This is a genomic window from Brevibacterium sp. CSND-B09 (genome assembly GCF_052906525.1).
Map to the genome: position 1 here is coordinate 61,814 of NZ_JBREGI010000001.1, position 23,082 is coordinate 84,895.

The following is a 23,082-nucleotide window of genomic DNA, read 5'->3' on the forward strand; positions in this document are numbered from 1 at the left end:
TCGACTCGGAGTTCCATGAGCAAAAGCACAAAGAGCCCCCAATCATCCCCGAGGCTGTCGGTCTTCTTCGACGCACGCTTCACCCGCACGACTCATCACGACGGGATCTCCCGGTACGGTTCGTGTCTGCTCGCGGCCCTGCTGACGGCTGTCGAGGGCACGGAGATCGACGTGACCGTGATCATCAGCGATGAGGCTCAGTTGGCTCTGCTTCCCGAATGCTCGTGGGTGCAGCTGAGCGATCCCACCTCCCCCGCCGAGGTGGCCATCGCCGGGAAGCTCAATGCTCTGGGCGCCGATGTCGTGTTCTCGACGATGCAGACGATGGGCTCGTTCGGACGCCGCTACGGACTCATCCTGACCATCCACGACCTCATCTACTACTCCCACCCCGAACCGCCGGGTGACCTGCCGCTGCCGGTGAGGCTGCTGTGGCGGGCGTATCACTTGAGCTTCTTCCCGCAGCGGCTGCTGCTCAATCGTGCCGATGCCGTGGCAGCTGTCTCCGAGACGACGAAAGAGCTCATCGCCGCAAACCGGTTGACGGATCGTCCGGTGCAGGTGGTGTCCAATGCCGCCGAGGCGGTCGCTGTGCCGGCGCGGACCGTGAACCGACACGATGCGAAGACGCTCATCTACATGGGTGCGTTCCTGCCGTACAAGAACGTCGAATCCCTCATCCGTGCGCTCGAGCACCTGCCGGGGTGGACCCTGCACATCGCCAGCCGCATCGATGGCCGGAGGGAAGCTCAGCTGCGAGCCCTCATTCCCGACCGGGCGAGGGTCGTCTTCCATCGGGGAATCAGCGATGAGGAGTATGCACGTCTGCTCGACAAGTCGACTGCCCTGGTCACGGCTTCGCGGGAGGAGGGCTTCGGTCTGCCCGTGATCGAAGCGATGGCCAAGGGAGTGCCCGTGGCCGTGTCGGATATTCCGATCTTCCGGGAGATCGCCGCCGAGGCGGCCGAATACTTCGACCCGGAAGATTCGCAGTCCATCGCGAACGCGGTCGACCGGCTCACCGATGCCGGCAGGTGGGCGGAGCAGTCCGCGGCCGGCAGGCGTCAGTCACAGGTCTTCGATTGGGCGAAGTCGGCAGACTCGCTGGTCGGCCTTATCAGATCAGTCGCGGCCAACCGCAAGACAGAGGGCTGAGTCCGCGTGGGCACCGATGCACGGATGTCCGCTTCCGGCTCGGCAGTGGCGCAGCAGCCGGTGACCGATCCCGCAGCGGTGCGACCGATCGACTCAGTGGGAGAGCGTGCCCCAACTGCGCAGGACCCATCGGTCTCCGGTGTACCCGAACTCTCCGTGACCGCAGTTTCCGAGGAGCCCGAGCCGGCCGGTCCCGTTCATCTCCAGGAGGATTTCGGCGGCGGCGCGCAGCACCGCACCGTGGGCGACGATGGCGATCGTCGAGGCTTCAGCGGACTGCACGATATCGGTGATGGCGTCGGCGACTCGGCGGCCCGACTGGGTACGCGATTCTCCTCCGGGAGGTGCGATATCGGCTCCGGAGGCCCATTCGGCGAGTTCGTCCGGCCAGGTCTCCGCCACCTCGGCGCGGGTGGAGCCTTCCCACTCGCCGAAGGCGGTCTCGCGCAGTCGCTCATCGCGAACGGGTTCGAGAGCGACGTGTGTCGCCAAGCTGTCGGCGGTCGCAGCGGCGCGCGAGAGGTCGGAGGAGACGATGAGTTCCGGTTCGAGTTCGGCGAGCCGCCTGGCGACCTGATCGGCCTGCGCTCGGCCGGTGTCGTTGAGGGGGACGTCGGACTGTCCCTGGAACCGTCCGGCGACGTTGAAGTCCGTCTGTCCGTGACGCCAGAACAGAACGGTCTTCGTCATGTGTCCGAGCCGGGTTCGGGCAGCTGCAGATCAATGACCGGGACGTCCTTCCACAACCGCTCGAGCGTGTAGTATTCGCGCTGTTCGGCGGAGAAGACATGGACGACGATCTCGCCGAAGTCGAGCAGCACCCAGTCCCCTCCCCGGCCTTCGCGGCGCAGCGGGGTGCGGTCGTGGACGAGCTGCACTTCCTGTTCGATCGCGTCGATGACCGCGCCGATCTGGCGTTCGTTGTCGGCGGAGACGATGAGGAACGCGTCGGTGATGTAGAGCGTGGAGCTCACATCGAGGCCGATGATGTCGGTTCCGAGCTTCTCGTCCGCGGCTTTGGCCGCGGTTCGAAGCAGCTGGGTGGATTCGGCGATCTCGCTCACAAGATCCTTTCGCATGGATGCGGTTATCGAGGTGGTGTGTCCCGGGTGTTGCTCAGAGGAACATGACGAGGGCGATGACGATGAGGGCAAGAGCGAAGAATGCGGCCACGCCGAGGACGATATAGGGCATCTTCGAAGGCTCTTCGCCCATGAGGATCTGACCGTCCTGCCCGGTCACCGAGCTGGCACGGATGCGTGAGCCGGGAGGGTTGACGGTCTCTTCGTCTTCGTAGTCGGCGTTCGGCAGCGACCAGGCTTCGGGCACAGCGTCCATCGGCCGGGTCTCCGGATTGGCGGCCAGGGCGCGTGCCGCGTCGTCGGAGCCTGCGTCGCCGCCCGAATCATCGGTCCTGCCGGAGTCTGAGCCGGACTGCGGCTCGTCGGCACGACCGGACAGCGGCGTCTGCGGTCCGCGAGCATCGCTCTTGCGAGGTTCATCGACCTCGGGGATCTGCGCCGAGGCGGCCGTGACGACGCGGACTCCGGATGTCGAAGGCGGCTGCACGATCGGCATCCGCCGCGACCGAGACGAAGGCTCGGACTCGTCCTCGGCATCTGCTTCAGGCTTCGCAGCCGACTTGTCTTCCGGTGCAGATTCATCCGCGGGGGTTGCTGCAGCGGCAGCACCCGTGGTCGGCTTGTCGGTTGATGTGTTCTGATCCTCTGCGTCCGGCTCGTCCGGGGTCTCGGCAGGCTTCTCGCCCTCTTCCTCGGTGCCCAGTGCAGGAGCGTCGCCGTCGAGAGCCGAGTACGGCATCGACAGTGCGTCATAGGGTTCGCTCTCCACGGTCGTCGGCCGCGGAGCCGAGGCAGGCGTGACAGGCGCCTCGAAGTCGCGGGCGGCGACCTCGTCGGAGGCTCCCCCGAAACCGGCGGTGTCATAGGATTCGTGCTCAGTCACAGCGGACTTCGCGTCGGATTGCGAATCGGCTGCCGATTCCTTCGCAGCGGCTGCCGAAGCTTGAGTTTCGGCGGAGTCTGCTGTCGGCGTCGCAGATTCCGAGCTCGAGTCCGCGGATTCGGATTCCGAGACTTCCGGGATCGGTCCTGTCAGTCGACCTTCGGCAGCGGCCTGGCGTTCGGCCAGTTCCTTCTCGTCGGCCACAACGGGCATCGCGCCGGTGGACAGATCGCCGTACAGCGAAAGTCCGTGTTCGCGCAGGTATCGCTTCTTCTCAGCGCGCGATTGGAAGTGCGGCAACGGGGTTCTTGTCGGGTCGAGACGGTCTTCGGCATGTACCGGCGGCCGGGACTCCTGCGGGTGATCCGATGCCAGGGCGCCGCGCTCATGGCTGGTCCGCGGCGAGGGCTCGGGGTCGATGCGCGAGGCGGTGTCGTCACTGGTCTCGGCGGCGGGTTTCGCACCGGGCTTCTTCGGGGGCAGCGGACTGAGGAGTCCGGCGCGAGAGTTCGGAGCCTCCTTCGGCTGCTCAGGAACCTCTCGTGCTTCGAACGCCTGTTCCGCCGCCAGCCTTTCGGCTTCCCGCCGTGCTCGACGTGACGTGAACTGCTCCTCAGCCATTCTCACTCCTGTACAACTCGTATTTCGCGATGTACTGCACTACGCCGTCCGGTACGAGGTACCAGACGGGTGCACCATCCATCACCCGTTGTCTGCAATCCGTGGACGATATCGCCAGCGCAGGGATCTGCACGAGACTCAGTCGGTCGACCGGCAGTCCCTCACCGCGGAGTTCGTGCCCGGGCCGGCTGACCCCGACGAAATGGGCCAGGGAAAACAGCTCATCCACATTCTTCCACGTCAAGATCTGAGCCAAAGCGTCCGCGCCGGTGATGAAGAACAACTCGGTATCGGGACCGTAGCTGCTGGCAAGGTCGCGCAGCGTATCGATCGTGTAGGTCGGACCCGGTCTGTCGACGTCGGCTCGGGAGACGGTGAACCGCGGATTCGATGCCGTGGCGATGACGGTCATCAGGTACCGGTGCTCGGCGCTGCTGACCTCTTCGACGTCCTTCTGATACGGCCGTCCCGTGGGGACGAAAACCACCTCGTCGAGGTCGAAGGTCGCCTGGACCTCACTTGCCGCGACGAGGTGGCCGTTGTGGACGGGGTCGAAGGTGCCGCCCATGACACCGACTCTGCGTCTGTGCTCTGCCATATCAGTGGCGGTGCGAGATGCCCTTCCACGACCGAGACACAATGCCCATCGTGATGAAGATCGCCAGGGTGATGAGTCCGTACCAGATCGGATCCATCGGCAGCTCCACGTGGGCTGCGTGCTCCCCACCTTCGGCCGCGGCGGCCATAATGGCTGCGTTCACGTCATTTCTCCTTACTCAGTGATCCGTCGCGCGCAGAGCGCTTCGGGGTCGTTACCTTCTCAGTTTCTCATGAACCATCCGGGAATCCGGCATCGACATGAATTCTTCCCTCTCCGATGTCTCCCCTGGTCGGGCGGTGAGTACCCTGATCGCGGAGTGTCGGAGTCGATTCGGGCTCAGGAACGGACCTGGCCGTTGCCCATCATCACCCATTTCGTGGTCGTCAGCTGTTCGAGTCCCATGGGGCCGCGAGCATGCAGCTTCTGGGTGGAGATGCCCACCTCCGCACCGAAGCCGAGCTCTCCCCCGTCAGTGAATCGCGTGGAGACGTTGACTCCCACCGCCGCTGCATCGATGGCGGTGACGAAGGTGTCCGCGTTGTCGAGGTCCTTCGTCACGATCACCTCGGTGTGGCCGGAGCTGTAGGCACGGATATGGTCGATGGCCTCTTCGATACCGGAGACGAGCTTGATGGCGATCTCCAGTCCCAGGTACTCCTTGGCCCAGTCTCGCCGCGACACCCGTCGGACCTTCATCCCTGCCGGTGCCAGTGCCGAGACGTCCGAGTCTGCGTGGACGATGACCCCGGCGCCGTCGAGGCGTTCCAGGATCTTCGGCAGCACTCGTTTCGCGGCTTTCTCATGCACGAGGAGGGTCTCCAGTGAGTTGCACACGCTGGGTCGATGCGTCTTCGAGTTGAGGACGAGGTCGACGGAGGTCTTCACAGTGGCGGTGGAGTCGATGAACATGTGCACATTGCCCACACCGGTTTCGATGACGGGCACGATCGATTCCTGCACGACCATGTTGATGAGGTCGGCGCCGCCTCGGGGAATGAGCAGATCGACGTAGTCGCGGGCGTGCATGAGCACGTTCGCGCCTTCGCGTCCGTACTGGTCGATGCCGTTGATCGAGTCGGCAGGCAGTCCCGCCGATTCGACGGCGCGGCGGAGGATGGAGATGATCTCAGTGTTCGAGTTCTGTGCAGCCGATCCTCCGCGCAGGACCGAGGCGTTTCCGGATTTGAGTGCGAGGACGGCGATGTCGACGGTGACGTTCGGACGGGCTTCGTAGATCGCTCCGATCACGCCCATCGGCACACGGTTCTGGGTGAGTCGGATGCCGTTGGGCAGGGTGCGTCCGACGACGACGTCGCCGACGGGATCCGCGAGATCGATGACGTCCTCGACGGAGTCCGCGATCGCCGCGATGCGATCGGCGTCGAGGCGCAGACGGTCGAGCAGAGACTCGCTCATTCCGTTCTCGGTGCCGGCGGCGATGTCGGCGTCGTTGGCTTTGGCGATGCGGTCGGTGCTGCTGCGCAGCGCCTCGGCGATGGCGCCGAGAGCGGCATTCTTCTCGGCGGTAGAGGTCGTTGCCAACAGGCTCGAGGCGGATTTGGCGTTGCGGACGATGCGGGTCACTCCGCGCACGGTCTTCGGGTGGATCTCGGCTGCTGCTGTCATGTGCTATCTCCCCCCGCTCACCTGTGTGAGAACGAGATCGTTTCGATGGATGACCTCTTTACGGTAATCATTTCCCAGACGGGTGCCAAGTTCCTCGGTCGTGGAACGGAACATCAGCGGCAGCTCGTCCGAGGAGAAGTTCGACATACCGCGGGCGATGACCTCGTCGTCGAGATTGCGGATCTCGACCGGGTCCCCTGCTTCGAAGTCTCCGCTGCAGGAGGTGACTCCCGCGGCGAGCAGGGACGTCCCCCGGGAGAGCACAGCTGTTTCGGCTCCTCTGTCGATCGTGACCGAGCCGAAGGTCCGGGCGAGATGGCGCAGCCACAGCAGGCGGGTGCCCCGTCGTCTGTGGGTGACAGCGAAGTATGTGCCCACGGTCTCCCCCGCCAGCGCCGAGGCGGCCTGCGGTGCCGAGGTCAGCACCGCCGGGATCCCCGAATCGGCGACCATGATGGCGGCATCGACCTTCGTGGCCATTCCGCCGGTGCCGGTTCCGGCCGTCCCGACACCGCCGATGGCGAGGTCATCGAGGTCGCTGGGTCCGTGCACACGGCTGATCAGGCGGGAGCCGGGCTGATCCGGGGGTCCCGAGTAGAGCGCATCGACATCGGAGAGCAGCACGAGCGCATCGGCGTGAGCCAGGTGAGCGACGAGGGCTGCGAGCCGGTCGTTGTCTCCGAAGCGGATCTCCTCGGTGGCCACGGCGTCGTTCTCGTTGACGATGGGCAGCGTGCCCAGGGCCAGGAGTTTGTCGATGGCGCGCTGCGCGTTCTTGTACTGGGCGCGTCGGATCAGGTCATCGGCGGTGAGCAGCACCTGGCCGGGAACGAGGTCGTAGCGTCCCAGCGCTCGCGTGTATGCGGCCATGAGCAGTCCCTGACCGACCCCGGCCGCCGCCTGCTGGCTGGCGAGGTCTCGAGGGCGCTTCTTCAGCCCCATCGGCTCCAGTCCGGCCGCGATCGCGCCGGAGGAGACGAGGATGACCTCATGACCGGCTGATCGATGCGCCCCGATGACATCGGTGAGCGCGATGAGTTTGGCTTCGTCGAGTCCGCCGTCGATCGTCGTCAGCGAGGACGATCCGACCTTGACGACGATGCGACGGGCTCGGGCGATGTCGTCACGGAACGATCCTGCGGAAGAGTCCGCCTGAGCTGCGGCGCTCACTCCTCGCCGGCTCCCTCACCAGACTCTGTCGCAGGTGCACCGAGGCGGCTCTCGCGGTGTGCTCGTTCGGCCAACCGTTCTTGTTCGAACTCGGCCCGGGTGGCGGCCTTCGCGTCCATCTTCTCGTGATAAGCGGCCTTGCGTTCCTTGCGTGTGGAGCGCGTTTCCTCGTCGAGTCGGGCGTCCGATCCGCGGGAGCCGAGCAGTTCGGCTCCGCCGACGGTTGTGGGATCCCAGTCGAAGACGACGCCGTCGTCTCCGCCGACGACGATGGTGTCGCCGGGTTTCGCTCCGGCCTTGAAAAGAGCCTCTTCGACGCCGAGGTGCTCGAGGCGGTCGGCGAGGTAGCCGACGGCTTCGTCGTTTCCGAAGTCCGTCTGCTGCACCCACCGACGAGGCTTGTCGCCGAGGACGCGGAACAGCGGGCCATCGGAGGTGCGTTCGGAACGGACTTCGAATCCGCGATCGTCGACGGCCTTCGGACGGATGACCACGCGCTGCGGTGTCGCTTCGATCTCGGCGCGACGTTCCCGTTCGGCGAGCACGATCTCGGCCATGGCGAACGAGAGTTCCCGCAGACCGGCATGGCTGACTGCCGAGATCTCGAAGACCCGGTATCCGGCGGCCTCGAGATCGGGCCGGACGATATCGGCAAGGTCGCGACCGTCGGGGATGTCGATCTTGTTCAGCGCCACGAGCTTCGGGCGCTGCGAGAGCGGCAGGAGTCCGCTCCCGTCGTCGAGGTCGACGGCATAGGCGGCGAGTTCGGATTCGATGATCGTGAGGTCGGAGACGGGATCACGTCCGGGCTCCCACGTGGCCATGTCGATGACATGGACGAGGCCGGCACAGCGTTCGACGTGGCGGAGGAACTCGAGGCCGAGTCCCTTGCCCTCAGATGCGCCGGGGATGAGTCCGGGAACGTCGGCGACGGTGTAGCGCGTGTCGCCGGCCTGAACGACCCCGAGGTTGGGCACGAGTGTCGTGAATGGGTAGTCGGCGATCTTCGGCTTGGCGGCCGACAGCGCAGCGATGAGGCTCGACTTGCCCGCCGATGGGTATCCCACGAGGGCGATATCGGCGATCGTCTTGAGTTCGAGCACGAGGCTGAGGGTCTGCCCGGGCTCTCCGAGGAGCGCGAAGCCGGGGGCCTTGCGCTTCGTCGAAGCCAGCGCGGCATTGCCGAGACCGCCGCGGCCACCGGCGGCTGCTGTGAATTCGGTTCCTTCTTCGACGAGGTCGGCGATGACGTCACCGTTGGTGTTCTTCACCACGGTGCCCTCGGGGACGTCGACGATGAGGTCTCTGCCGTCGGCGCCGTGGCGCAGATCGCCCTTGCCGATCCCGCCGTCGTCGGCACGCACGTGCGGACGGTGGTGCAGGGGAAGCAGGGTGGTGGTCTGACGGTCGACGCGGAAGATGATGTTGCCGCCGTTGCCGCCGTCGGCGCCGTCGGGCCCGCCGAGCGGTTTGAATTTCTCGCGCCTGATCGAGGCACACCCGTTCCCACCTGCGCCTGCGGCGAGGTGAACGGTGACACGGTCTACGAACTCGGTGGCCATAATGTCCTTATATCAGATGAAGGGTGAGTCGTTCGACTCACCCTTCATGCTCCCTTTTCAGGGAGAGATCATATTGACGACGGAACGGATCCGGGAAGGATCAGGCTCCGACGATGTTGACGATCTTGCGACCGTTGCGGGTTCCGAATTCCACGGCACCGGCGGTCAGAGCGAAGAGGGTATCGTCTCCTCCACGGCCGACATTGGCTCCGGGGTGGAACTTGGTTCCGCGCTGGCGGACGATGATCTCGCCGGCCTTGACGGCCTGGCCGCCGAAGCGCTTCACGCCGAGGTACTGTGGGTTCGAGTCGCGACCGTTGCGGGTCGAGCTGACTCCCTTTTTGCTTGCCATGTGAGAAGTCTCCTCTTACTTGATGTTCGTGATCTTCAGACGGGTGAGGTCCTGGCGGTGGCCCTGACGCTTCTTGTACCCGGTCTTGTTCTTGTACTTCTGGATCACAATCTTGGGACCGCGGAGTTCACCGGCAACCTCAGCGCTGACCGAGACCTTCGCCAGTGCGTCGGGATCGGTCGTGACCGTCTCACCGTCGACAAGAAGTACGGCATCGAGTTCGACGCTGTCTCCAGCCTTCGCCTTCATTCGGTTGACTGTGATGATATCGCCGACGCTCACCTTTTCCTGGTGGCCTCCGGCGCGGACGATGGCATAGACCATGGTCGAACCCTCTTTCTGTTGAAAACAAACGAACGGCGGTTGTCCCTTGGCTGCCGCAGAACGAGTCCCGCAGACATCCCATTGAGAGGAATCACCAGCCGTGGTGCGTCACGCGCACCGACGATCAATTCTAGTCGAGAGTGCACAGCAACGGCAAACCCGCCGCTCATGCTCGAGGGGAAGACCTGCCCATTGTGAGCCATCTCTCGTTCACTCCCGGAGGCAGGCGGCTCCCCGGGCACGTCGACTCAGCTTTCGCGCGTCTCCGCGATGCGCTCGTGCCGGCGGATGACCTCGGCGACGATGAACGCCAGGAACTTCTCTGCGAACTCCGGATCGAGATGGGACTCCTCGGCGAGTTCTCGCAGTCGGGCGACCTGCCTGGCTTCCCGCGACTCGTCGGCCGGGGGCAGACCGTGGTCGGCCTTGAGTTCACCGACGCGTTCGGTGAGTTTGAAGCGCTCGGCGAGCAGGTGAACGAGGGAGGCATCGATGTTGTCGATGCTGCCTCGCAGCTCCTGCAGCCGTTCGACTGCGCGTGTTCTGTCGTCTCTGTTCTCATCCACGCTCCCAGTCTATCGATGCCCGGACATGCCCGTGCGCCGCATCCGTTTGGGCGCGGCGCACAGGCATCCTTGATCGAGCTGGTGCTCCTCCGATGTCGACGGAGGTCGGGATTCAGGCGGGCTGGTCGACAGGGACGGCGTCGGCGGTGTCCGGGTCGTTGAGCGTTCCGGCTTTCCGGTCGGCGAGGTATTTCCTCATCTCCTTCTTGACCACCGGCATGAGCATGTAGAGGCCGAGGATATTGATGAACGCGCACATGAACAGGGCCGCATCGGCGAATTCGACGACCTTGGAGAAGCTGGCGATGCAGCCGACGACGACGAAGAGGCAGACGAGCGTGCGGAAGATCATGATCGTGGCTTTCGAGCGGCCGAACAGATAGCTCCACGCCCGCTCCCCGTAATACGCCCATGTGATGAGGGTCGAGAAGGCGAACAGTGCGACGGCGATGGCCAGCAGGATCGGGTACCACGAAGCGACGGTGGAGAATGCATCCGAGGCGAGAGCAACTCCGCCGATCTCGCCCTCACCGAGGTCATTTCGGTACGAAGCCTGGTTGGCCACGATGATGGTCAGCGCGGTCATGGTGCAGATGATCACCGTATCGATGAAAGGCTCGAGCAGTGCGACGAATCCTTCGGAGATGGGGCGACGGGTCTTGACAGCGGAGTGGGCGATGGCCGCCGAACCGATGCCGGCTTCGTTCGAGAAGGCCGAACGCTGGAAGCCGATGATCATGACTCCGACGATGCCGCCGGCCACTCCCTGAGGGTTGAACGCTCCAGCGAAGATCTCGCCGATGGCGTTCGGGATGTTCGCGTAGTTGAGACCGAGCACGAGGAGGCATGACACGACGTAGAAGATGGCCATTCCAGGGACGAGCTTGTCGGTCACCTTTGCGATCGAGCGGATGCCGCCGAGGATCACCAGGGCCACGAGCCCCGCAAAGATGAGTCCGAACACGAGTGAGGCAAAGGGGCCGGCCAGGAAGCCGTCATCGCCGCCGGTGGCGGTGCGGACCTGGGCGAAGGTCTGATTGGCCTGGAACATGCCGCCGCCGACGACACCGAAGATGAGGATGGCGACGGCGAAGAGTCCGGTCAGAGCGGTCGCCACGGGCTTCGAGAAGCGTCGGAACGCAACGGGGAGGTATTTGAACGGACCGCCGTGGACGACGCCGTTCTCGTCGATCTCACGGTACTTCACCCCGAGGGTGCATTCGACGAACTTCGTGCACATGCCGAGGAGGCCGGCGACGATCATCCAGAAGGTCGCTCCGGGGCCGCCGAGGGCGATGGCTACGCCGACACCGGCGATGTTGCCGAGGCCCACGGTGCCCGACAGGGCAGAGGCAAGGGCTTGGAAATGGGTGACCTCACCCGGGTCGGACTTCGACGAGAATTTTCCGCGGATGATCTCGAGAGACAGCTTCGCCCCTCGAGCCTGGATGAAGCCGAAGTAGACGGTGAAGACCGCTGCGGCGAAGATCAGCCACAGGACGACGAAGGGGAATGAGAAGTCTCCGAAGGTGAGCGGAAAGAAGATGATGCTGCCGAACCATGTGGCGATCGGGTCGAACCAAGAGTTGATGGCATCGTCGACCGGTGAGACCGGCGCTGCTGAGATATGAAGATTGTCCATAGTGCGACAACCTACTGAGACTTGCGTCACATTCAAGCGTTCCATGTTGTGGGATCGTTTCAGTTATCGAACCGTTACCAAATGGGGCGTTCGCGGGACTTTTGAGATCCGCGTCTCATTACCTGACTTAGACTGGGGGCATGACTCAGAATCCTCAGCAGCCCGGTCAGCGACCGAATCGATCCTCGGGCCCGAACCCCGATCGCGGCCCCGTCCCCAGCGGTGATCAGAGCACACATATCCAGGCCGGACACAGTCAGCCCGCGGCCTATCCCGGGGCTGAAGCAGTGACGAATCCCAATGGCCACTATGGTTCGCAGGGTGCTCAGTCCGGGTCGATCGGCGGTTCGGGCACGACGCCACCGTATGGCCCGCCCGCCGGCGCCCAAGCGAACACCGGTGCGCCGCCGCACCACCGTGAAGGCACACCGCTGCCACCGGCACCGCAGAGTCGTCGCACGGACGGACAGCCTGCCGGTTCAGGTCCGGTCCCGTCCACCGGGTCCGGACCTGTCTCGTCGCAGGCACCGCCCCCTGGGAACCGACGGTCCGCTTCGCAGACGCCGAATTCCCACCGCGGCCCATCCGCCTCGGGGCAGGGGAATTCTGCCCCCAAGCGCATCGTCTCCCCCGATGGCGAACGTGTCCGAGAGAAGCCGGCGGGCGGGGTCTCAGGCTACTTCGCGATCGTCGGCGCCATCGTTCTGCTGCTCCTCGCCGTGCTCCTGGGCATCGTCGGGTTCGTCATGACCTTCGCCCAGGTCGCGGTCGGTGTCGTCCTCTTCATCGTGGCCGTCCTCAGCTTCATCGCTTCGATGTTCCTGTTCAAGGGCTGCACCTCGGTGGCGCCCGGACATGCCGTCGTCCTCCAGCTCTACGGCAAGTACGTCGGAACGGTCAGGCAGTCGGGTCTGCGATTCGTCAATCCCTTCTACACGAAGGATCAGATCTCTACGCGCATCCGCAACCATGAGACCTCGACGCTGAAGGTCAATGATCTCGACGGCAATCCGATCGAGATCGGCGCCGTGGTGGTCTGGCAGGTCCGCGATACCGCACAGGCGATGTTCGAGGTCGATGATTTCGAAGAGTTCGTCGCCATCCAGGCGGAGACTGCGGTTCGTCACATCGCCAACTCCTATGCCTACGATTCGTCGGATCCCGGCCGTATGTCGCTGCGTGACAACGCCGACGAGATCACCTCGCGGCTCTCCGATGAGGTCGCTGCCCGGGTCATGGCTGCGGGAGTCACGATCATCGAGTCGCGCATCACCCAACTGGCGTACGCCCCGGAGATCGCCCGTGCCATGCTCCAGCGGCAACAGGCCACGGCCGTCGTCGCCGCCCGCCAGCTGATCGTCGAAGGAGCTGTGGGCATGGTCGAGACGGCGATCGAGGAGATCGAAGGGCGCCAGATCGTCAGGCTCGGTCAGACCGAACGCAGCGACCTCGTATCGAACCTGATGATCGTCCTCTGCGGTGACCAGGCCGCACAGCCGACGATCAGCACCACCCGCAATCAGCAGTCGGCAGGCTGACCTCCCGGAGCTGGGTGTACCGCACACCGCAGCGCCCCGTCGACGTCATCCGTCGGCGGGGCGCTGCCGTGTGTCTCAGCTCAGGAGAGGTGTTCAGTCCTCACCGATGATGACGAACGAGGCAGGCAGCTGCTCCTGCTTGGGGGCAGGGGCCCTCTTCGCCGGTTCGCGCTTCTTCGCCGGAGTGCTCTTGACCGGTTCAGCGGCGGCGACCTTCGTCTCGCTGTCCGCGCCAATCATCAACGGCAGATCCTTCGGCTCTTCGGCGACTGGCTTCTGCTCGGCTGCCGGCTTCTGTTCAGCGGACTGTGTCTGCTCGTTCGCAGGCGTCGCTTCCGCCGGTGTGTGCTCAGCGCCGTTCGACTTCTCGTTGCCACTGGGCTTCTCGTCGGGCGTCGCGGCCTGCGAGTCGTCGCTCCGGTTCGAGCGCGAACGTCGCCGGCCGTTCCGTGAACGCGATCGGGACTTGCCGTTCTCGCCGTTGTTCGCCGAATCATCGGACTGAGTCTGAGCGTCGGACGTCGATTCGGGCGAATCGGCGTCATCCTTCTTCAGGGTGGCCTTCGCGATCGCGGCGACGGCTGACCGAGAAGCGTCCGATGACACTGTCTCATCTGTCGATTCGGCCTCATTGTGCTTGGACTTCGAGCCTGAGTCTCCCCGGCGCTTGCGGTCACGGCGGTTGTCGTGGTTCGCCGAGCGGCCGCCGCGGTGCGCCTTCGATCCGTCTTCTTCCGAACCCGGCAGCAGCAGGCCCCTGCCGGTGAGGTCTTCACCGGCGCTGACCAGGGATTCGGCGAGTCCGGTGCCGATGCGCTTGCGCGTCATCTGCACGAGTCCCAGCGATGTCACTTCGGCCACCTGATGCTTCGTCCGGTCGCGACCGAGGCACTCGACGAGGCGGCGCACCACAAGGTCGCGGTTGGACTCGAGCACCATGTCGATGAAGTCGACGACGATGATTCCGCCGATGTCGCGCAGGCGGATCTGCCGAATGACCTCCTCGGCGGCTTCGAGGTTGTTGCGGGTCACCGTCTCCTCGAGGTTGCCCCCGGAGCCGGTGAACTTGCCGGTGTTGACATCGACGACCGTCATCGCTTCGGTGCGGTCGATGACGAGTGAACCTCCCGAGGGCAGATTGACCGTGCGCTGCAGCGCCTTCTGGACCTGCTCTTCGATCCGGTAGTGGTCGAAGATGTCCTCGTCCTCGTTGTAGCTGTGGACGCGATCGAGCAAGTCCGGGGCGACGGATTCGACATACTCGTGGATGGTGTTCCATGCGCCGTCGCCGTCGATGACGAGCGAGCTGAAGTCCTCGTTGAAGACATCACGGATGATGCGCACGATCATGTCCGGCTCGCTGTAGAGCAGCTGTGGGGCCAGCACCTTCGTCGACTTCGACTTCTTCTCGATCGTCTCCCACCGTTTGGCGAGACGTTCGACATCACGCGAGAGATCGGAGTCGGTGGCGCCCTCGGCAGCGGTGCGCACGATGACGCCGTTCGAATCGCCGACGAGCTGTTTGAGCAGCTTCTTCAGGCGTGCGCGTTCGTTGTCGGGCAGCTTCCGCGAGATTCCGGTCATCGAATTGCCCGGAACGTAGACGAGGAACCGCCCAGGCAGAGAGATCTGGCTGGTCAGGCGGGCGCCCTTATGTCCGATCGGATCCTTCGTCACCTGCACGAGCACGGCGTCGCCGGGGCTGAGCGCGGTTTCGATGCGGCGCGCCTTGCCGTCCATGCCGAGGGCGTCCCAGTTGACTTCACCGGCGTAGAGCACGGCGTTGCGGCCCTTGCCGATGTCGATGAATGCCGCTTCCATGCTCGGCAGCACGTTCTGAACCTTGCCCAGGTAGACGTTGCCGATGAGCGAGGACTGCTGCCGGTTCTCCTTGAGGTAGTGCTCGACAGCGATCCCGTCTTCGACGACGACGAGCTGGGTCTGGTCGCCGCTCTCCCGCACCAGCATGGTCCGCTCGACGGACTCACGTCGAGCGAGGAATTCGGCTTCGGTGATGATGGGGCGGCGACGTCCGGCTTCGCGGCCCTCCTTGCGACGCTGGCGCTTCGCCTCGAGACGGGTCGAACCCTTGAGCGAAGTGACTTCGTCGCGGTCGGTGCTGCGGGTGCGAGACCGACGACGGCGGCGACGACGCGAACCGCCGTCGGAGTCATCGTCACCATCGTCCGTATCCGAATCGTCGGAGTCCCTGTGGTCGGACTCCTTGTGATCGGAGTCTTGATGATCCGACTTCGAATGCGAGTCCTCGGCGTCCGCATCGGAGCGTTTCGAACCGCGATTGCTCGACCGAGATCCCCGCTTCGACGACTTCGCGTCCTGGTTGCCGGCAGAGTCCGAGGAGTCGTCCTCGGGGTCCTTCGAGTCGTCGTCGGAGTCCGAGGAATCGTCGTGGGAGTCATCGCGACCCCGCGATCGGCGCCCGCGGCCGCCTCGCCGCCGACGCGGACCGCTGGAGGAATCGTCCTCACCACGGTCGTTCTGACGGTTTTCCTGTGGGGACGACGTGTCCTCATCGGAGTCGTGGGAATCTTCCCAGTCGTCGTCGGAGTCATCGTCGTCGATCGTGATGACCTCGGCGTGTTCGGCCTTCGGCACCTGGAAGATCAGGCCGCCGTCATAGGGCACAGCCGGAGTGGTGCGGGGTTCGGGCGCGGCAGCCGGAGCGGCCGGGGCCGCGAAGGGATTGCGCGGGTCGAAGCTCGGCGATGCCTGCGACGCAGCATCGGACTCATCGTCATCATCGTCGTCGACATCGGCATTGTCAGAGTCGTCGTGATCATCGTCAGCGTCGTCGTCTGAGTCTCCGCGGACGAATTCCTCGAAGACGAGTCCCCGATTGGCCACGGCATCGCGTGCGGACTTCTGCCCGCCTCGGCGAGGAGTCGGTTCTTCGTCCTCCTCGTCGTCACTGTCATCGGCATCGCCGATACGCAGCGACTCGGCCGCCTCGGCGATGTCATCGAGGCGCGCACGCACGCTGTCGTCGACATCCTCGTGTTCGGCGTTCTTGGCACCCGCCGACTGCTGCAGATTCGCGAGGTCCGCGAGAATGCCTTCGGTCGGATCTGTCGACTCTGTGCCGTCGTTCGACGTATCGTTCATCGTATCTCCCAGTCCGAAGACGCCGTCCACACCGTACGGATCTTCGGATCCTTGCATGGTCCGCAATGGACCGAAACCTGTGGATGGCACATCCGGCTCGCGCTCAGCGCGTAGGCCTTCCGTGCTGCCTCATCTTGTTGTCGACCTGCGAGGTCATACCCTCGACTCGGTGGAGGCACGTCTCCTGCTCGGTGTGAGAACAGGTATCCGTCCGACCATTATGTCACAGAAGTGCCTCTGCGCTGAGGTTTCGATGGGGACGGGGTTTGCCGCACGGGACATGGCCAGGCATTCTTGAGGAGTGAACACCACACTGACTCAATCCGATGACCTCGAGTCCGCCGACACCACCTCGTCGTGGGTGCTGAGATCGGTGCCGTTCGGGATCTTCCTCATCATCGCCTCTGCGATCGGCTTCCTCGCCTCGTTCTCCCTGTCGGCGGAGAAGTACGAAAAGCTGGCGAACCCGGACGTCGTGCTCTCGTGCGACCTCAACCCGTTCTTCTCGTGCGGTTCGGTCATGGAACATGCCGAAGCCGAGCTGCTGGGCTTCCCCAATCAGCTCATGGGCGTGGCGGCCTTCATCATCCCGCTGCTGCTCGGTGTGCTGATCCTGTCCGGCACCCGCCTGCCCCGCTGGGTGATGGTGGGATTGAATATCGGACTGGGCTGCGGCGTGGCGTTGGTGATGTTCCTGTTCTACGTCTCGATCTACAAGATCGGAGTCGGCTGCCCGTGGTGCATCATCGTGTGGACCGTGACGATTCCGATGTTCATGGCCGTCACCGCCCGCAATCTGCTCACCGGAGCCTTCGGTCGGCGCGCCGCCGACAATGCCGTGCTGAGGGTCCTGGCGAAGGAGAACATCGCCCTGTCGGTGCTGTGGATGCTCGTCATCTTCGCCTGCATCGTCGTACAGTTCTGGGCGTTCTTCTCCAACCTGTTCTGAGGCTCCGCAGCCAGTTCTGAACGTCTGGCTTTGTCCGCAGATGCAGTGAGGGTGCCCCACCAAACGGTGGGGCACCCTCACTTATTCGACCGGCTCGGCTCAGACGTCGGCCGCATTCGGTCTTCTGCCTGTCATCAGCCTTCGGCCGGGTACCAGATTCCGATCTCGCGTTCGGCCGATTCGGTGGAATCGGATCCGTGGACGAGGTTCTTCTGCACCTTCTCACCCCAGTCGCGACCGAGATCGCCGCGGATCGTGCCGGGGGCTGCTGCCGTCGGGTCGGTGGCGCCGGCCAGGGACCGGAAGCCGGGGATGACGCCCTGTCCGGAGGCGATGATCGAGACGATCGGCCCTTCGGACATGAAGTCGACCAGCGGCTGGTAGAAGGGTTTGCCTTCGTGCTCGGCGTAATGGGCTGCCAGTTCGGCGGCGGTGGCCGAACGGAGATCCAAGGCGTCGATCGCATAGCCCTTGGCTTCGATTCGGGCCACGATCTGTCCGACGAGTCCGCGAGCGACTCCGTCGGGCTTGATGAGGATGAGCGTACGTTCCATTCCGGTCCTTCCAATGTCGTGTGGACGTCGGTCCACAGTCTACCCGGGCACCGAGGCGCTCCCGCCTCGGCGTTCTCACAGTTCAGCCGCGCGCGGCGACCTCACGATCGATGCGAGCCGACCAGTACACGGCCACGGCCCACAGGGCGATGAACAGCGCTGCGACGAAGAACATCGAGGTGAGAACGAAGCCGGAGGCCAGCAGCAGCCCCTGCACGACCCATCCGATGATCACACCGGGACGTTTCTCACCGATCCGTCGCGGCAGCAGGATGACGGCGATGATGGCCAGCACTGCGATGACCGAGGCGCCGATGAGCAGCTGCGCCAGGGTCAGGGTCTGCGCTGACTTCACCGACAGGCCGAAGGTCGTGAGCACGGCGAAGTAGACGACGACGAGCTCGCAGATGAGGATCGATCCGCAGAGCACGGGGTACTTCGATTTCATCCCTCCTCCCCACGTCCGAGCAGCAGGCGCGCTTCGGCCACTGTGTAGATGGAGCCGGTGACGACGATTCCCGGACTCTTCGCATCGACGCTGTTGGCCAGGTCGATGGCTTTCATCAGAGCGGCATTGAGATCGGAGGCGACGATGACGGAATCCTCGTCGACCCATTCCCGCGCCGCCTCGGCGAGGTCGCCTGCCGGCAGCGCACGGGAGTTGAGATTCTCGCTGACGACGAACACATCTGCGCTGCGATGAAGCTCTTCGATGACACCGTCGCTGTCCTTGTCCGCCAGCATCGCCAGCACGATGACGACATAGTCGAAGTCGAACGCCTCGTCGAGGGTCTCGGCCAGCACATGCGCGGCATCCGGGTTATGGGCGCCGTCGACGACGACGCTCGGTCCCGTGCGCAGGAGTTCCGCGCGGCCCGGTGACGTCACGCGGGCCAGCCCCTCGGCCACCGTCTCCTGATTGAGCGGCTTGTCTTCGGCTCCCAGGAAGGCCTCGGCCGCGACGATCGCGACCGCGGCATTGTGGGCCTGGTGAATTCCGTGCAGCGGCAGGAACAGGTCGGAATAGACGTCTCTGCGGCCCTGGACCGTGATGAGCTGACCGTCGACGGCCCGCTGCCGGTCGAGGAGACGGAAGTCCCGCTCCTCAGCGGCCAGCGGAACCTCACGACGGGCAGCTTCCTCGTCGAGGACCGCCTGGGCTGCCTCGTCCTGGACAGCAGACACGGCAACAGGTTCGGGAGCCGGGCTGTCCTCGACGCTGCGGTCGAGGATCCCAGCCTTGGTCCCAGCGATCTCCTCGATGGTGTCGCCGAGGAACGCCTGATGATCGAGACCGATCTTCGTGAACACGCACACCTGGGCATCGGCGACGTTCGTCGAATCCCATCGTCCGCCCATGCCGACCTCGGTGACGACGACATCGACCGGAGCATCGGCGAACACGGCGAAGGCCAGAACGGTCAGCGCTTCGAAGTAGGTGAGCTTCGCGCGTCCTTCGGATTCGAGCTGGGCATCGACGATCTCGAGGTACGGGGCGATCTCGTCATAGATGCGCACGAAGGTGTGAGCGGACACGGGGGCGCCGTCCACGGAGATCCGTTCGGTCACCGAATGCAGGTGCGGACTGGTGAACCGGCCGACCCGGAGCTCATGAGCGGTGATGAGCGAATCGATCATCCGTGCCGTCGACGTCTTCCCATTCGTGCCCGTGATCGTGATCGTCGGGGCCGCAGTGTGGATATCGCCGAGGATCTCACACGCCCGCCGAGTCGCGTCGAGGCGCAGCTCGACCTGCGTCTCCCCCGCCCGGGCCAGCAGCAGGGCATAGACCCGGGCGAGCTCGGCCCGAGTGGCCTCATCGACGGCCGGTTCGGGCGGAGCCTCCGAAGCTTCTTCGTCCACGCTCTGCGGTTCCACGTCGGAGGTGGGGTCCTCGTCCGGGAGGGGCCCGTCGATCGGGGTGTTGTCCTCGGTCATGCCCGCTTCACCGCCAGACGGGTGCCGCCGGGGAGCTCTTCGGGGGTGAAGACCTCGGCATCGGCCGCGACCGGGCCGAAGTTCAGAGCGGTCGTCAGGGTCTCACCGGCGATGAGGTCGATGTGAGGCTCGAGCGCGGCGACCACCTCGGTGCCGGCTTCGATGGTGACGGCGATCCGGTCGGAGATGTCGAGATCGAGCTGCTTGCGGATGCCCTGGATGGCGCGCACGGCATCTCGTGCCATGCCTTCGGCCTCGAGCTCGGGTGTGACCCGCGTGTCGAGGGCGAGGAAGCCGGAGTCGAGTGCCGCGAGCTCCATGCCCTCGGTGCCGGATTCGGCCACGGATTCGAGGGTGTACTCGCCGTCGACGAGTTCGATTCCGCCGCTGACGACGGTGCCGTCGGTGACGGACCAGTCGCCGGACTTCGAGGCCTTGATGACCTGCTGGACCTGTTTGCCCAGACGGGGTCCGGCGGCACGGGCGTTGACGACGAGATTCTGTGACAGGGAGAATCCGGCGGCCTCCGCCTCGGCGACGTCGAGGACCTCGACGGTACGCACATTGAGCTCATCGGCGATGATCTCGGTGAAGTCGGAGCTCAGGTCCGTGTCGGTGGCGACGGTCAGCTGCGACAGCGGCAGGCGCACCCGCAGCTGGTTGGCCTTGCGCACCGAGGAGGCCGTTGAGCAGATATCGCGGGTGAGGTCCATTGCCGCGACGAGGTCGGCGTCGGCGGGGAATGCCTCGGCGTCCGGGTAGTCGGCCAGGTGCACCGACCGCTGCCCGGTCAGTCCGCGATAGATCTCTTCGACCGTGAACGGCAGCAGGGGTGCGGCCACACGGCAGAATGCCTCCAGGCAGGTATAGAACACGTCGAAGGACTCATGCGTGTCGGTGCCGCCGTCCCAGAACCGGCGACGCGAACGACGCACATACCAGTTCGTGAGCATGTCGAGGTAGTTGCGCACGAGTTCGCATGCCGCCCAGATGTCGAGGCCTTCCATCGCCTCGGCGAACTCGGTGATGAGGTCGTGCGTCTTGGCCAGGAGGTACCGGTCGAGGACCTGGGACGAGTCGTAGCGGGACTGTGCCTGGTAGCCGGTCTTCTCCCCCGCCGGGCCGTCGGCCGCGTTGGCGTAGGTGGCGAAGAACTGCCATGTGTTCCACAGCGGGAGCACGACCTGGCGGACACCGTCGCGGATGCCCTGTTCGGTGACGACGAGGTTGCCGCCGCGCAGGATGGACGAAGCCATGAGGAACCAGCGCATGGCATCCGAGCCGTCGCGGTTGAAGACCTCGTTGACATCGGGGTAGTTGCGCAGGGACTTCGACATCTTCTGCCCATCCGAGCCGAGCACGATGCCATGGGAGATGCAGTTCGTGAATGCGGGGCGGTCGAAGATCGCTGTGGCCAGGACGTGCAGCAGATAGAACCAGCCGCGTGTCTGTCCCACGTATTCGACGATGAAGTCGGCCGGGAAGTGGTTGTCGAACCATTCGGAGTTCTCGAACGGATAGTGCACCTGGGCGTAGCTCATCGAGCCGGAGTCGAACCAGACGTCGAAGATCTCCGGGATGCGCTGCATCACCGATTGACCCGTCGGGTCGTCCGGGTTCGGACGGGTGAGGTCATCGACCCACGGGCGGTGGAGGTCGACGTCTCCGGAGTCGTTGCGCGGCAGACGTCCGAAGTCGGCTTCGATCTCGGCCAGGGAACCGTAGACGTCCGTGCGCGGGTAGGCCGGGTCGGAGGAGATCCACACGGGGATCGGCGAGCCCCAGAAGCGGTTGCGCGAGATCGACCAGTCACGGGCGTTTTCGAGCCATTTGCCGAACTGTCCGTGCTTGACGTGGTCGGGCACCCAGTTGATCTGCTCGTTGAGTTCGACCATGCGGTCCTTGAACTCGGTGACCCGGACGAACCAGGAGGACACCGCACGGTAGATCAGCGGGTTCCGGCAGCGCCAGCAGTGCGGGTAGGAGTGCTCGTAGGATTCGTGGCGGACCAGCAGAGCACCCCGCGATTCCATCGGACCCGTGTGGTTGCGCAGATCCTTGATGATCGCCTTGTTGGCGTCGAAGACCTGCTGGCCGGCGTAGTCGGGAACGGTCGTATCGAAGCGACCGGCGTCGTCGACGGGACGGGCGGCCGTGATTCCGTAGGAGTCGGTGAGCTCCTTGTCCTCTTCACCGAAGGCGGGTGACTGGTGGACGATTCCGGTGCCGTCTTCGACGGTGACGAAGTCTGCGGCCAGGATCGTGTGCATGTTCTCGCCGAACTCCTCCTGACGGCCCTCGAAGTACGGGAACGGAGGTTCGTAGGATGCGCCGACGAGTTCGCTGCCGGGGAAGGTGCGCACAACCTGCGGTTCGGCACCGAGTTCACGAGCATAGGCACCCAGGCGCGCCTCGGCGAGGATGAGGGTCTTGCCCTGAAGCTCTTCGGCTCCGTCTTCACCGGGGATCACTGCGACGAGCGGGATCTCCGGGTTGACGGCCACGGCCTGGTTCGACGGAACTGTCCACGGGGTCGTCGTCCAGATGAGGACCCACTCGTCGGAGTCCTTGAGTCTGTATCCGAGGGTCACGGCCGGATCCTGACGCATCTTGTACACGTCGTCGTCCATGCGCAGCTCATGGTTCGACAGCGGCGTCTCGTCCTTCCAGCAGTACGGAAGCACGCGGTAGCCCTCGTAGACGAGGCCTTTGTCCCAGAGCTGCTTGAACGCCCAGATGACGCTTTCCATGTATTCGACGTTGAGAGTCTTGTAGTCGTTGTCGAAGTCGACCCACCGGCCCTGACGGGTCACATATTCTTCCCATTCCTGGGTGTAGCGCAGCACCGAGGAGCGGCAGGCGTCGTTGAATGCGGCCAGTCCCATGCGGCCGATCTCGGACTTGTCGGTGATGCCCAGCTGACGTTCGGCTTCGAGTTCGGCAGGCAGCCCGTGGGTGTCCCAGCCGAAGCGGCGGTCGACCTTCTTGCCGCGCATCGTCTGGAAGCGCGGGACGACGTCCTTGACGTAGCCGGTGAGCAGGTGACCGTAGTGGGGCAGGCCGTTGGCGAAGGGAGGTCCGTCGTAGAAGACGAATTCGTTCTCGCCGTTCTCGCCGGCATCGCGCTGGGCGATCGATGCCTTGAAGGTGTTGTCCTCCTGCCAGTAGCGCAGCACAGCGTCTTCGATGGCAGGGAAGTTCGGGGACGACGAGAGTCCGAAGGTCGAGGTCGAAACCTTGGGATAGAGAGGCTGAGTCATGAGCGTCCTTCTGGGTCACTGCGGTCACTGTCACGAGGACGACAGTCTGCCGCGGTACCACCTCGCTTATCCGCAGTCCGACCGGTTCAGGTCGGTCAGCGGATCGCTCATTCACTCAGACGATGACGGGTCCACC

Annotated in this window: 20 protein-coding genes; 3 read left to right on the top strand and 17 right to left on the bottom strand. The window is 64.6% G+C overall.

All coding sequences use genetic code 11. The annotated features are described in order from the left end of the window. The first annotated feature begins 15 nt into the window (after positions 1–15). The gene (locus ACU4IU_RS00470; protein WP_180345517.1) at positions 16–1,155 is read left to right on the top strand and encodes a glycosyltransferase family 4 protein; all 1,140 of its coding nucleotides are present in this window, start codon (positions 16–18) and stop codon (positions 1,153–1,155) included. Positions 1,156–1,248: 93 nt separating this feature from the next. Here ACU4IU_RS00470 and ACU4IU_RS00475 read toward each other — a convergent pair whose 3' ends face one another. The 12 genes from ACU4IU_RS00475 to ACU4IU_RS00530 all read right to left on the bottom strand — a co-directional run bounded on the left by ACU4IU_RS00475 (position 1,249) and on the right by ACU4IU_RS00530 (position 11,584). Then, positions 1,249–1,845 carry a histidine phosphatase family protein gene (locus ACU4IU_RS00475; RefSeq protein WP_446655643.1) on the bottom strand — a complete coding sequence of 199 codons (597 nt, stop codon included), beginning with the start codon at positions 1,843–1,845 and terminating at the stop codon, positions 1,249–1,251. Then, on the bottom strand, positions 1,842–2,219 hold the full coding sequence (gene rsfS / locus ACU4IU_RS00480; protein WP_248283834.1) for a ribosome silencing factor: 378 nt from the start codon (positions 2,217–2,219) through the stop codon (positions 1,842–1,844). Before rsfS ends, ACU4IU_RS00475 begins: the two co-directional genes overlap by 4 nt. 52 nt (positions 2,220–2,271) lie before the next feature. Then, positions 2,272–3,741, bottom strand: coding sequence for a hypothetical protein (locus ACU4IU_RS00485; protein ID WP_139467043.1), 1,470 nt, complete (start codon positions 3,739–3,741; stop codon positions 2,272–2,274). Further along, on the bottom strand, positions 3,734–4,339 hold the full coding sequence (gene nadD / locus ACU4IU_RS00490; RefSeq protein ID WP_139467041.1) for a nicotinate-nucleotide adenylyltransferase: 606 nt from the start codon (positions 4,337–4,339) through the stop codon (positions 3,734–3,736). Before nadD ends, ACU4IU_RS00485 begins: the two co-directional genes overlap by 8 nt. Position 4,340: 1 nt before the next feature. After that, positions 4,341–4,502 (bottom strand): hypothetical protein, encoded by a 162-nt coding sequence (locus ACU4IU_RS00495; protein ID WP_167443897.1) that lies wholly within the window; start codon positions 4,500–4,502, stop codon positions 4,341–4,343. A 176-nt stretch (positions 4,503–4,678) separates the two neighbouring features. After that, positions 4,679–5,968 carry a glutamate-5-semialdehyde dehydrogenase gene (locus ACU4IU_RS00500; protein WP_139467039.1) on the bottom strand — a complete coding sequence of 430 codons (1,290 nt, stop codon included), beginning with the start codon at positions 5,966–5,968 and terminating at the stop codon, positions 4,679–4,681. Positions 5,969–5,971: 3 nt separating this feature from the next. Further along, positions 5,972–7,138 carry a glutamate 5-kinase gene (proB, locus tag ACU4IU_RS00505; RefSeq protein ID WP_139467037.1) on the bottom strand — a complete coding sequence of 389 codons (1,167 nt, stop codon included), beginning with the start codon at positions 7,136–7,138 and terminating at the stop codon, positions 5,972–5,974. Continuing rightward, complete coding sequence (gene obgE, locus ACU4IU_RS00510; RefSeq protein WP_446655644.1) at positions 7,135–8,700, bottom strand: GTPase ObgE; 1,566 nt, start codon at positions 8,698–8,700, stop codon at positions 7,135–7,137. Before obgE ends, proB begins: the two co-directional genes overlap by 4 nt. Positions 8,701–8,800: 100 nt before the next feature. Continuing rightward, positions 8,801–9,052, bottom strand: a complete 252-nt coding sequence (gene rpmA, locus ACU4IU_RS00515) for a 50S ribosomal protein L27 (protein WP_025776788.1) — start codon at positions 9,050–9,052, stop codon at positions 8,801–8,803. Positions 9,053–9,067: 15 nt separating this feature from the next. After that, positions 9,068–9,376: a 50S ribosomal protein L21 gene (rplU, locus tag ACU4IU_RS00520; RefSeq protein WP_025776790.1), complete on the bottom strand. Its 309-nt coding sequence runs from the start codon at positions 9,374–9,376 to the stop codon at positions 9,068–9,070. Positions 9,377–9,624: 248 nt separating this feature from the next. Beyond that, a complete protein-coding gene (locus ACU4IU_RS00525) occupies positions 9,625–9,942 on the bottom strand; it encodes a chorismate mutase (RefSeq protein ID WP_139467033.1) in 318 nt (105 codons plus the stop codon). Between the two features lie 112 nt (positions 9,943–10,054). After that, positions 10,055–11,584 (bottom strand): alanine/glycine:cation symporter family protein, encoded by a 1,530-nt coding sequence (locus ACU4IU_RS00530; RefSeq protein WP_172169268.1) that lies wholly within the window; start codon positions 11,582–11,584, stop codon positions 10,055–10,057. Between the two features lie 140 nt (positions 11,585–11,724). Between ACU4IU_RS00530 and ACU4IU_RS00535 the strand changes: the two genes are divergently transcribed. Continuing rightward, positions 11,725–13,122, top strand: coding sequence for an SPFH domain-containing protein (locus ACU4IU_RS00535; RefSeq protein ID WP_229663909.1), 1,398 nt, complete (start codon positions 11,725–11,727; stop codon positions 13,120–13,122). 93 nt (positions 13,123–13,215) lie between these two features. On the opposite strand, the gene ACU4IU_RS00540 is transcribed toward ACU4IU_RS00535, so the two are convergent. Then, positions 13,216–16,245, bottom strand: coding sequence for an Rne/Rng family ribonuclease (locus ACU4IU_RS00540; RefSeq protein ID WP_446655645.1), 3,030 nt, complete (start codon positions 16,243–16,245; stop codon positions 13,216–13,218). 301 nt (positions 16,246–16,546) lie between these two features. On the opposite strand from ACU4IU_RS00540, the gene ACU4IU_RS00545 reads away from it, so the two are divergent. Then, a complete protein-coding gene (locus ACU4IU_RS00545; protein WP_446655646.1) occupies positions 16,547–17,194 on the top strand; it encodes a vitamin K epoxide reductase family protein in 648 nt (215 codons plus the stop codon). A gap of 134 nt (positions 17,195–17,328) precedes the next feature. Here ACU4IU_RS00545 and ndk read toward each other — a convergent pair whose 3' ends face one another. From ndk to ileS, 4 genes are all read right to left on the bottom strand, one after another. Beyond that, positions 17,329–17,748: a nucleoside-diphosphate kinase gene (gene ndk / locus ACU4IU_RS00550; protein ID WP_039210750.1), complete on the bottom strand. Its 420-nt coding sequence runs from the start codon at positions 17,746–17,748 to the stop codon at positions 17,329–17,331. 82 nt (positions 17,749–17,830) lie between these two features. Then, positions 17,831–18,196: a DUF4233 domain-containing protein gene (locus tag ACU4IU_RS00555; RefSeq protein WP_139467025.1), complete on the bottom strand. Its 366-nt coding sequence runs from the start codon at positions 18,194–18,196 to the stop codon at positions 17,831–17,833. After that, positions 18,193–19,686, bottom strand: coding sequence for a bifunctional folylpolyglutamate synthase/dihydrofolate synthase (locus ACU4IU_RS00560; RefSeq protein ID WP_446655647.1), 1,494 nt, complete (start codon positions 19,684–19,686; stop codon positions 18,193–18,195). The genes ACU4IU_RS00555 and ACU4IU_RS00560 overlap by 4 nt, the downstream gene beginning before the upstream one ends. Next, positions 19,683–22,946 carry an isoleucine--tRNA ligase gene (ileS, locus tag ACU4IU_RS00565; protein WP_446655648.1) on the bottom strand — a complete coding sequence of 1,088 codons (3,264 nt, stop codon included), beginning with the start codon at positions 22,944–22,946 and terminating at the stop codon, positions 19,683–19,685. The genes ACU4IU_RS00560 and ileS overlap by 4 nt, the downstream gene beginning before the upstream one ends. Positions 22,947–23,082: the final 136 nt, after the last annotated feature.

Excerpts from the sequence above, each read along its gene's own strand:
- rpmA (WP_025776788.1), bottom strand. The coding sequence starts at position 9,052 with ATGGCAAGCAAAAAGGGAGTCAGCTCGACCCGCAACGGTCGCGACTCG.
- ileS (WP_446655648.1), bottom strand. The coding sequence starts at position 22,946 with ATGACTCAGCCTCTCTATCCCAAGGTTTCGACCTCGACCTTCGGACTC.
- ACU4IU_RS00485 (WP_139467043.1), bottom strand. The coding sequence starts at position 3,741 with ATGGCTGAGGAGCAGTTCACGTCACGTCGAGCACGGCGGGAAGCCGAA.
- ndk (WP_039210750.1), bottom strand. The coding sequence starts at position 17,748 with ATGGAACGTACGCTCATCCTCATCAAGCCCGACGGAGTCGCTCGCGGA.
- ACU4IU_RS00535 (WP_229663909.1), top strand. The coding sequence starts at position 11,725 with ATGACTCAGAATCCTCAGCAGCCCGGTCAGCGACCGAATCGATCCTCG.
- ACU4IU_RS00540 (WP_446655645.1), bottom strand. The coding sequence starts at position 16,245 with ATGAACGATACGTCGAACGACGGCACAGAGTCGACAGATCCGACCGAA.
- ACU4IU_RS00530 (WP_172169268.1), bottom strand. The coding sequence starts at position 11,584 with ATGGACAATCTTCATATCTCAGCAGCGCCGGTCTCACCGGTCGACGAT.
- ACU4IU_RS00475 (WP_446655643.1), bottom strand. The coding sequence starts at position 1,845 with ATGACGAAGACCGTTCTGTTCTGGCGTCACGGACAGACGGACTTCAAC.
- ACU4IU_RS00500 (WP_139467039.1), bottom strand. The coding sequence starts at position 5,968 with ATGACAGCAGCAGCCGAGATCCACCCGAAGACCGTGCGCGGAGTGACC.
- obgE (WP_446655644.1), bottom strand. The coding sequence starts at position 8,700 with ATGGCCACCGAGTTCGTAGACCGTGTCACCGTTCACCTCGCCGCAGGC.
- ACU4IU_RS00470 (WP_180345517.1), top strand. The coding sequence starts at position 16 with ATGAGCAAAAGCACAAAGAGCCCCCAATCATCCCCGAGGCTGTCGGTC.
- nadD (WP_139467041.1), bottom strand. The coding sequence starts at position 4,339 with ATGGCAGAGCACAGACGCAGAGTCGGTGTCATGGGCGGCACCTTCGAC.
- ACU4IU_RS00560 (WP_446655647.1), bottom strand. The coding sequence starts at position 19,686 with ATGACCGAGGACAACACCCCGATCGACGGGCCCCTCCCGGACGAGGAC.
- ACU4IU_RS00555 (WP_139467025.1), bottom strand. The coding sequence starts at position 18,196 with ATGAAATCGAAGTACCCCGTGCTCTGCGGATCGATCCTCATCTGCGAG.
- rplU (WP_025776790.1), bottom strand. The coding sequence starts at position 9,376 with ATGGTCTATGCCATCGTCCGCGCCGGAGGCCACCAGGAAAAGGTGAGC.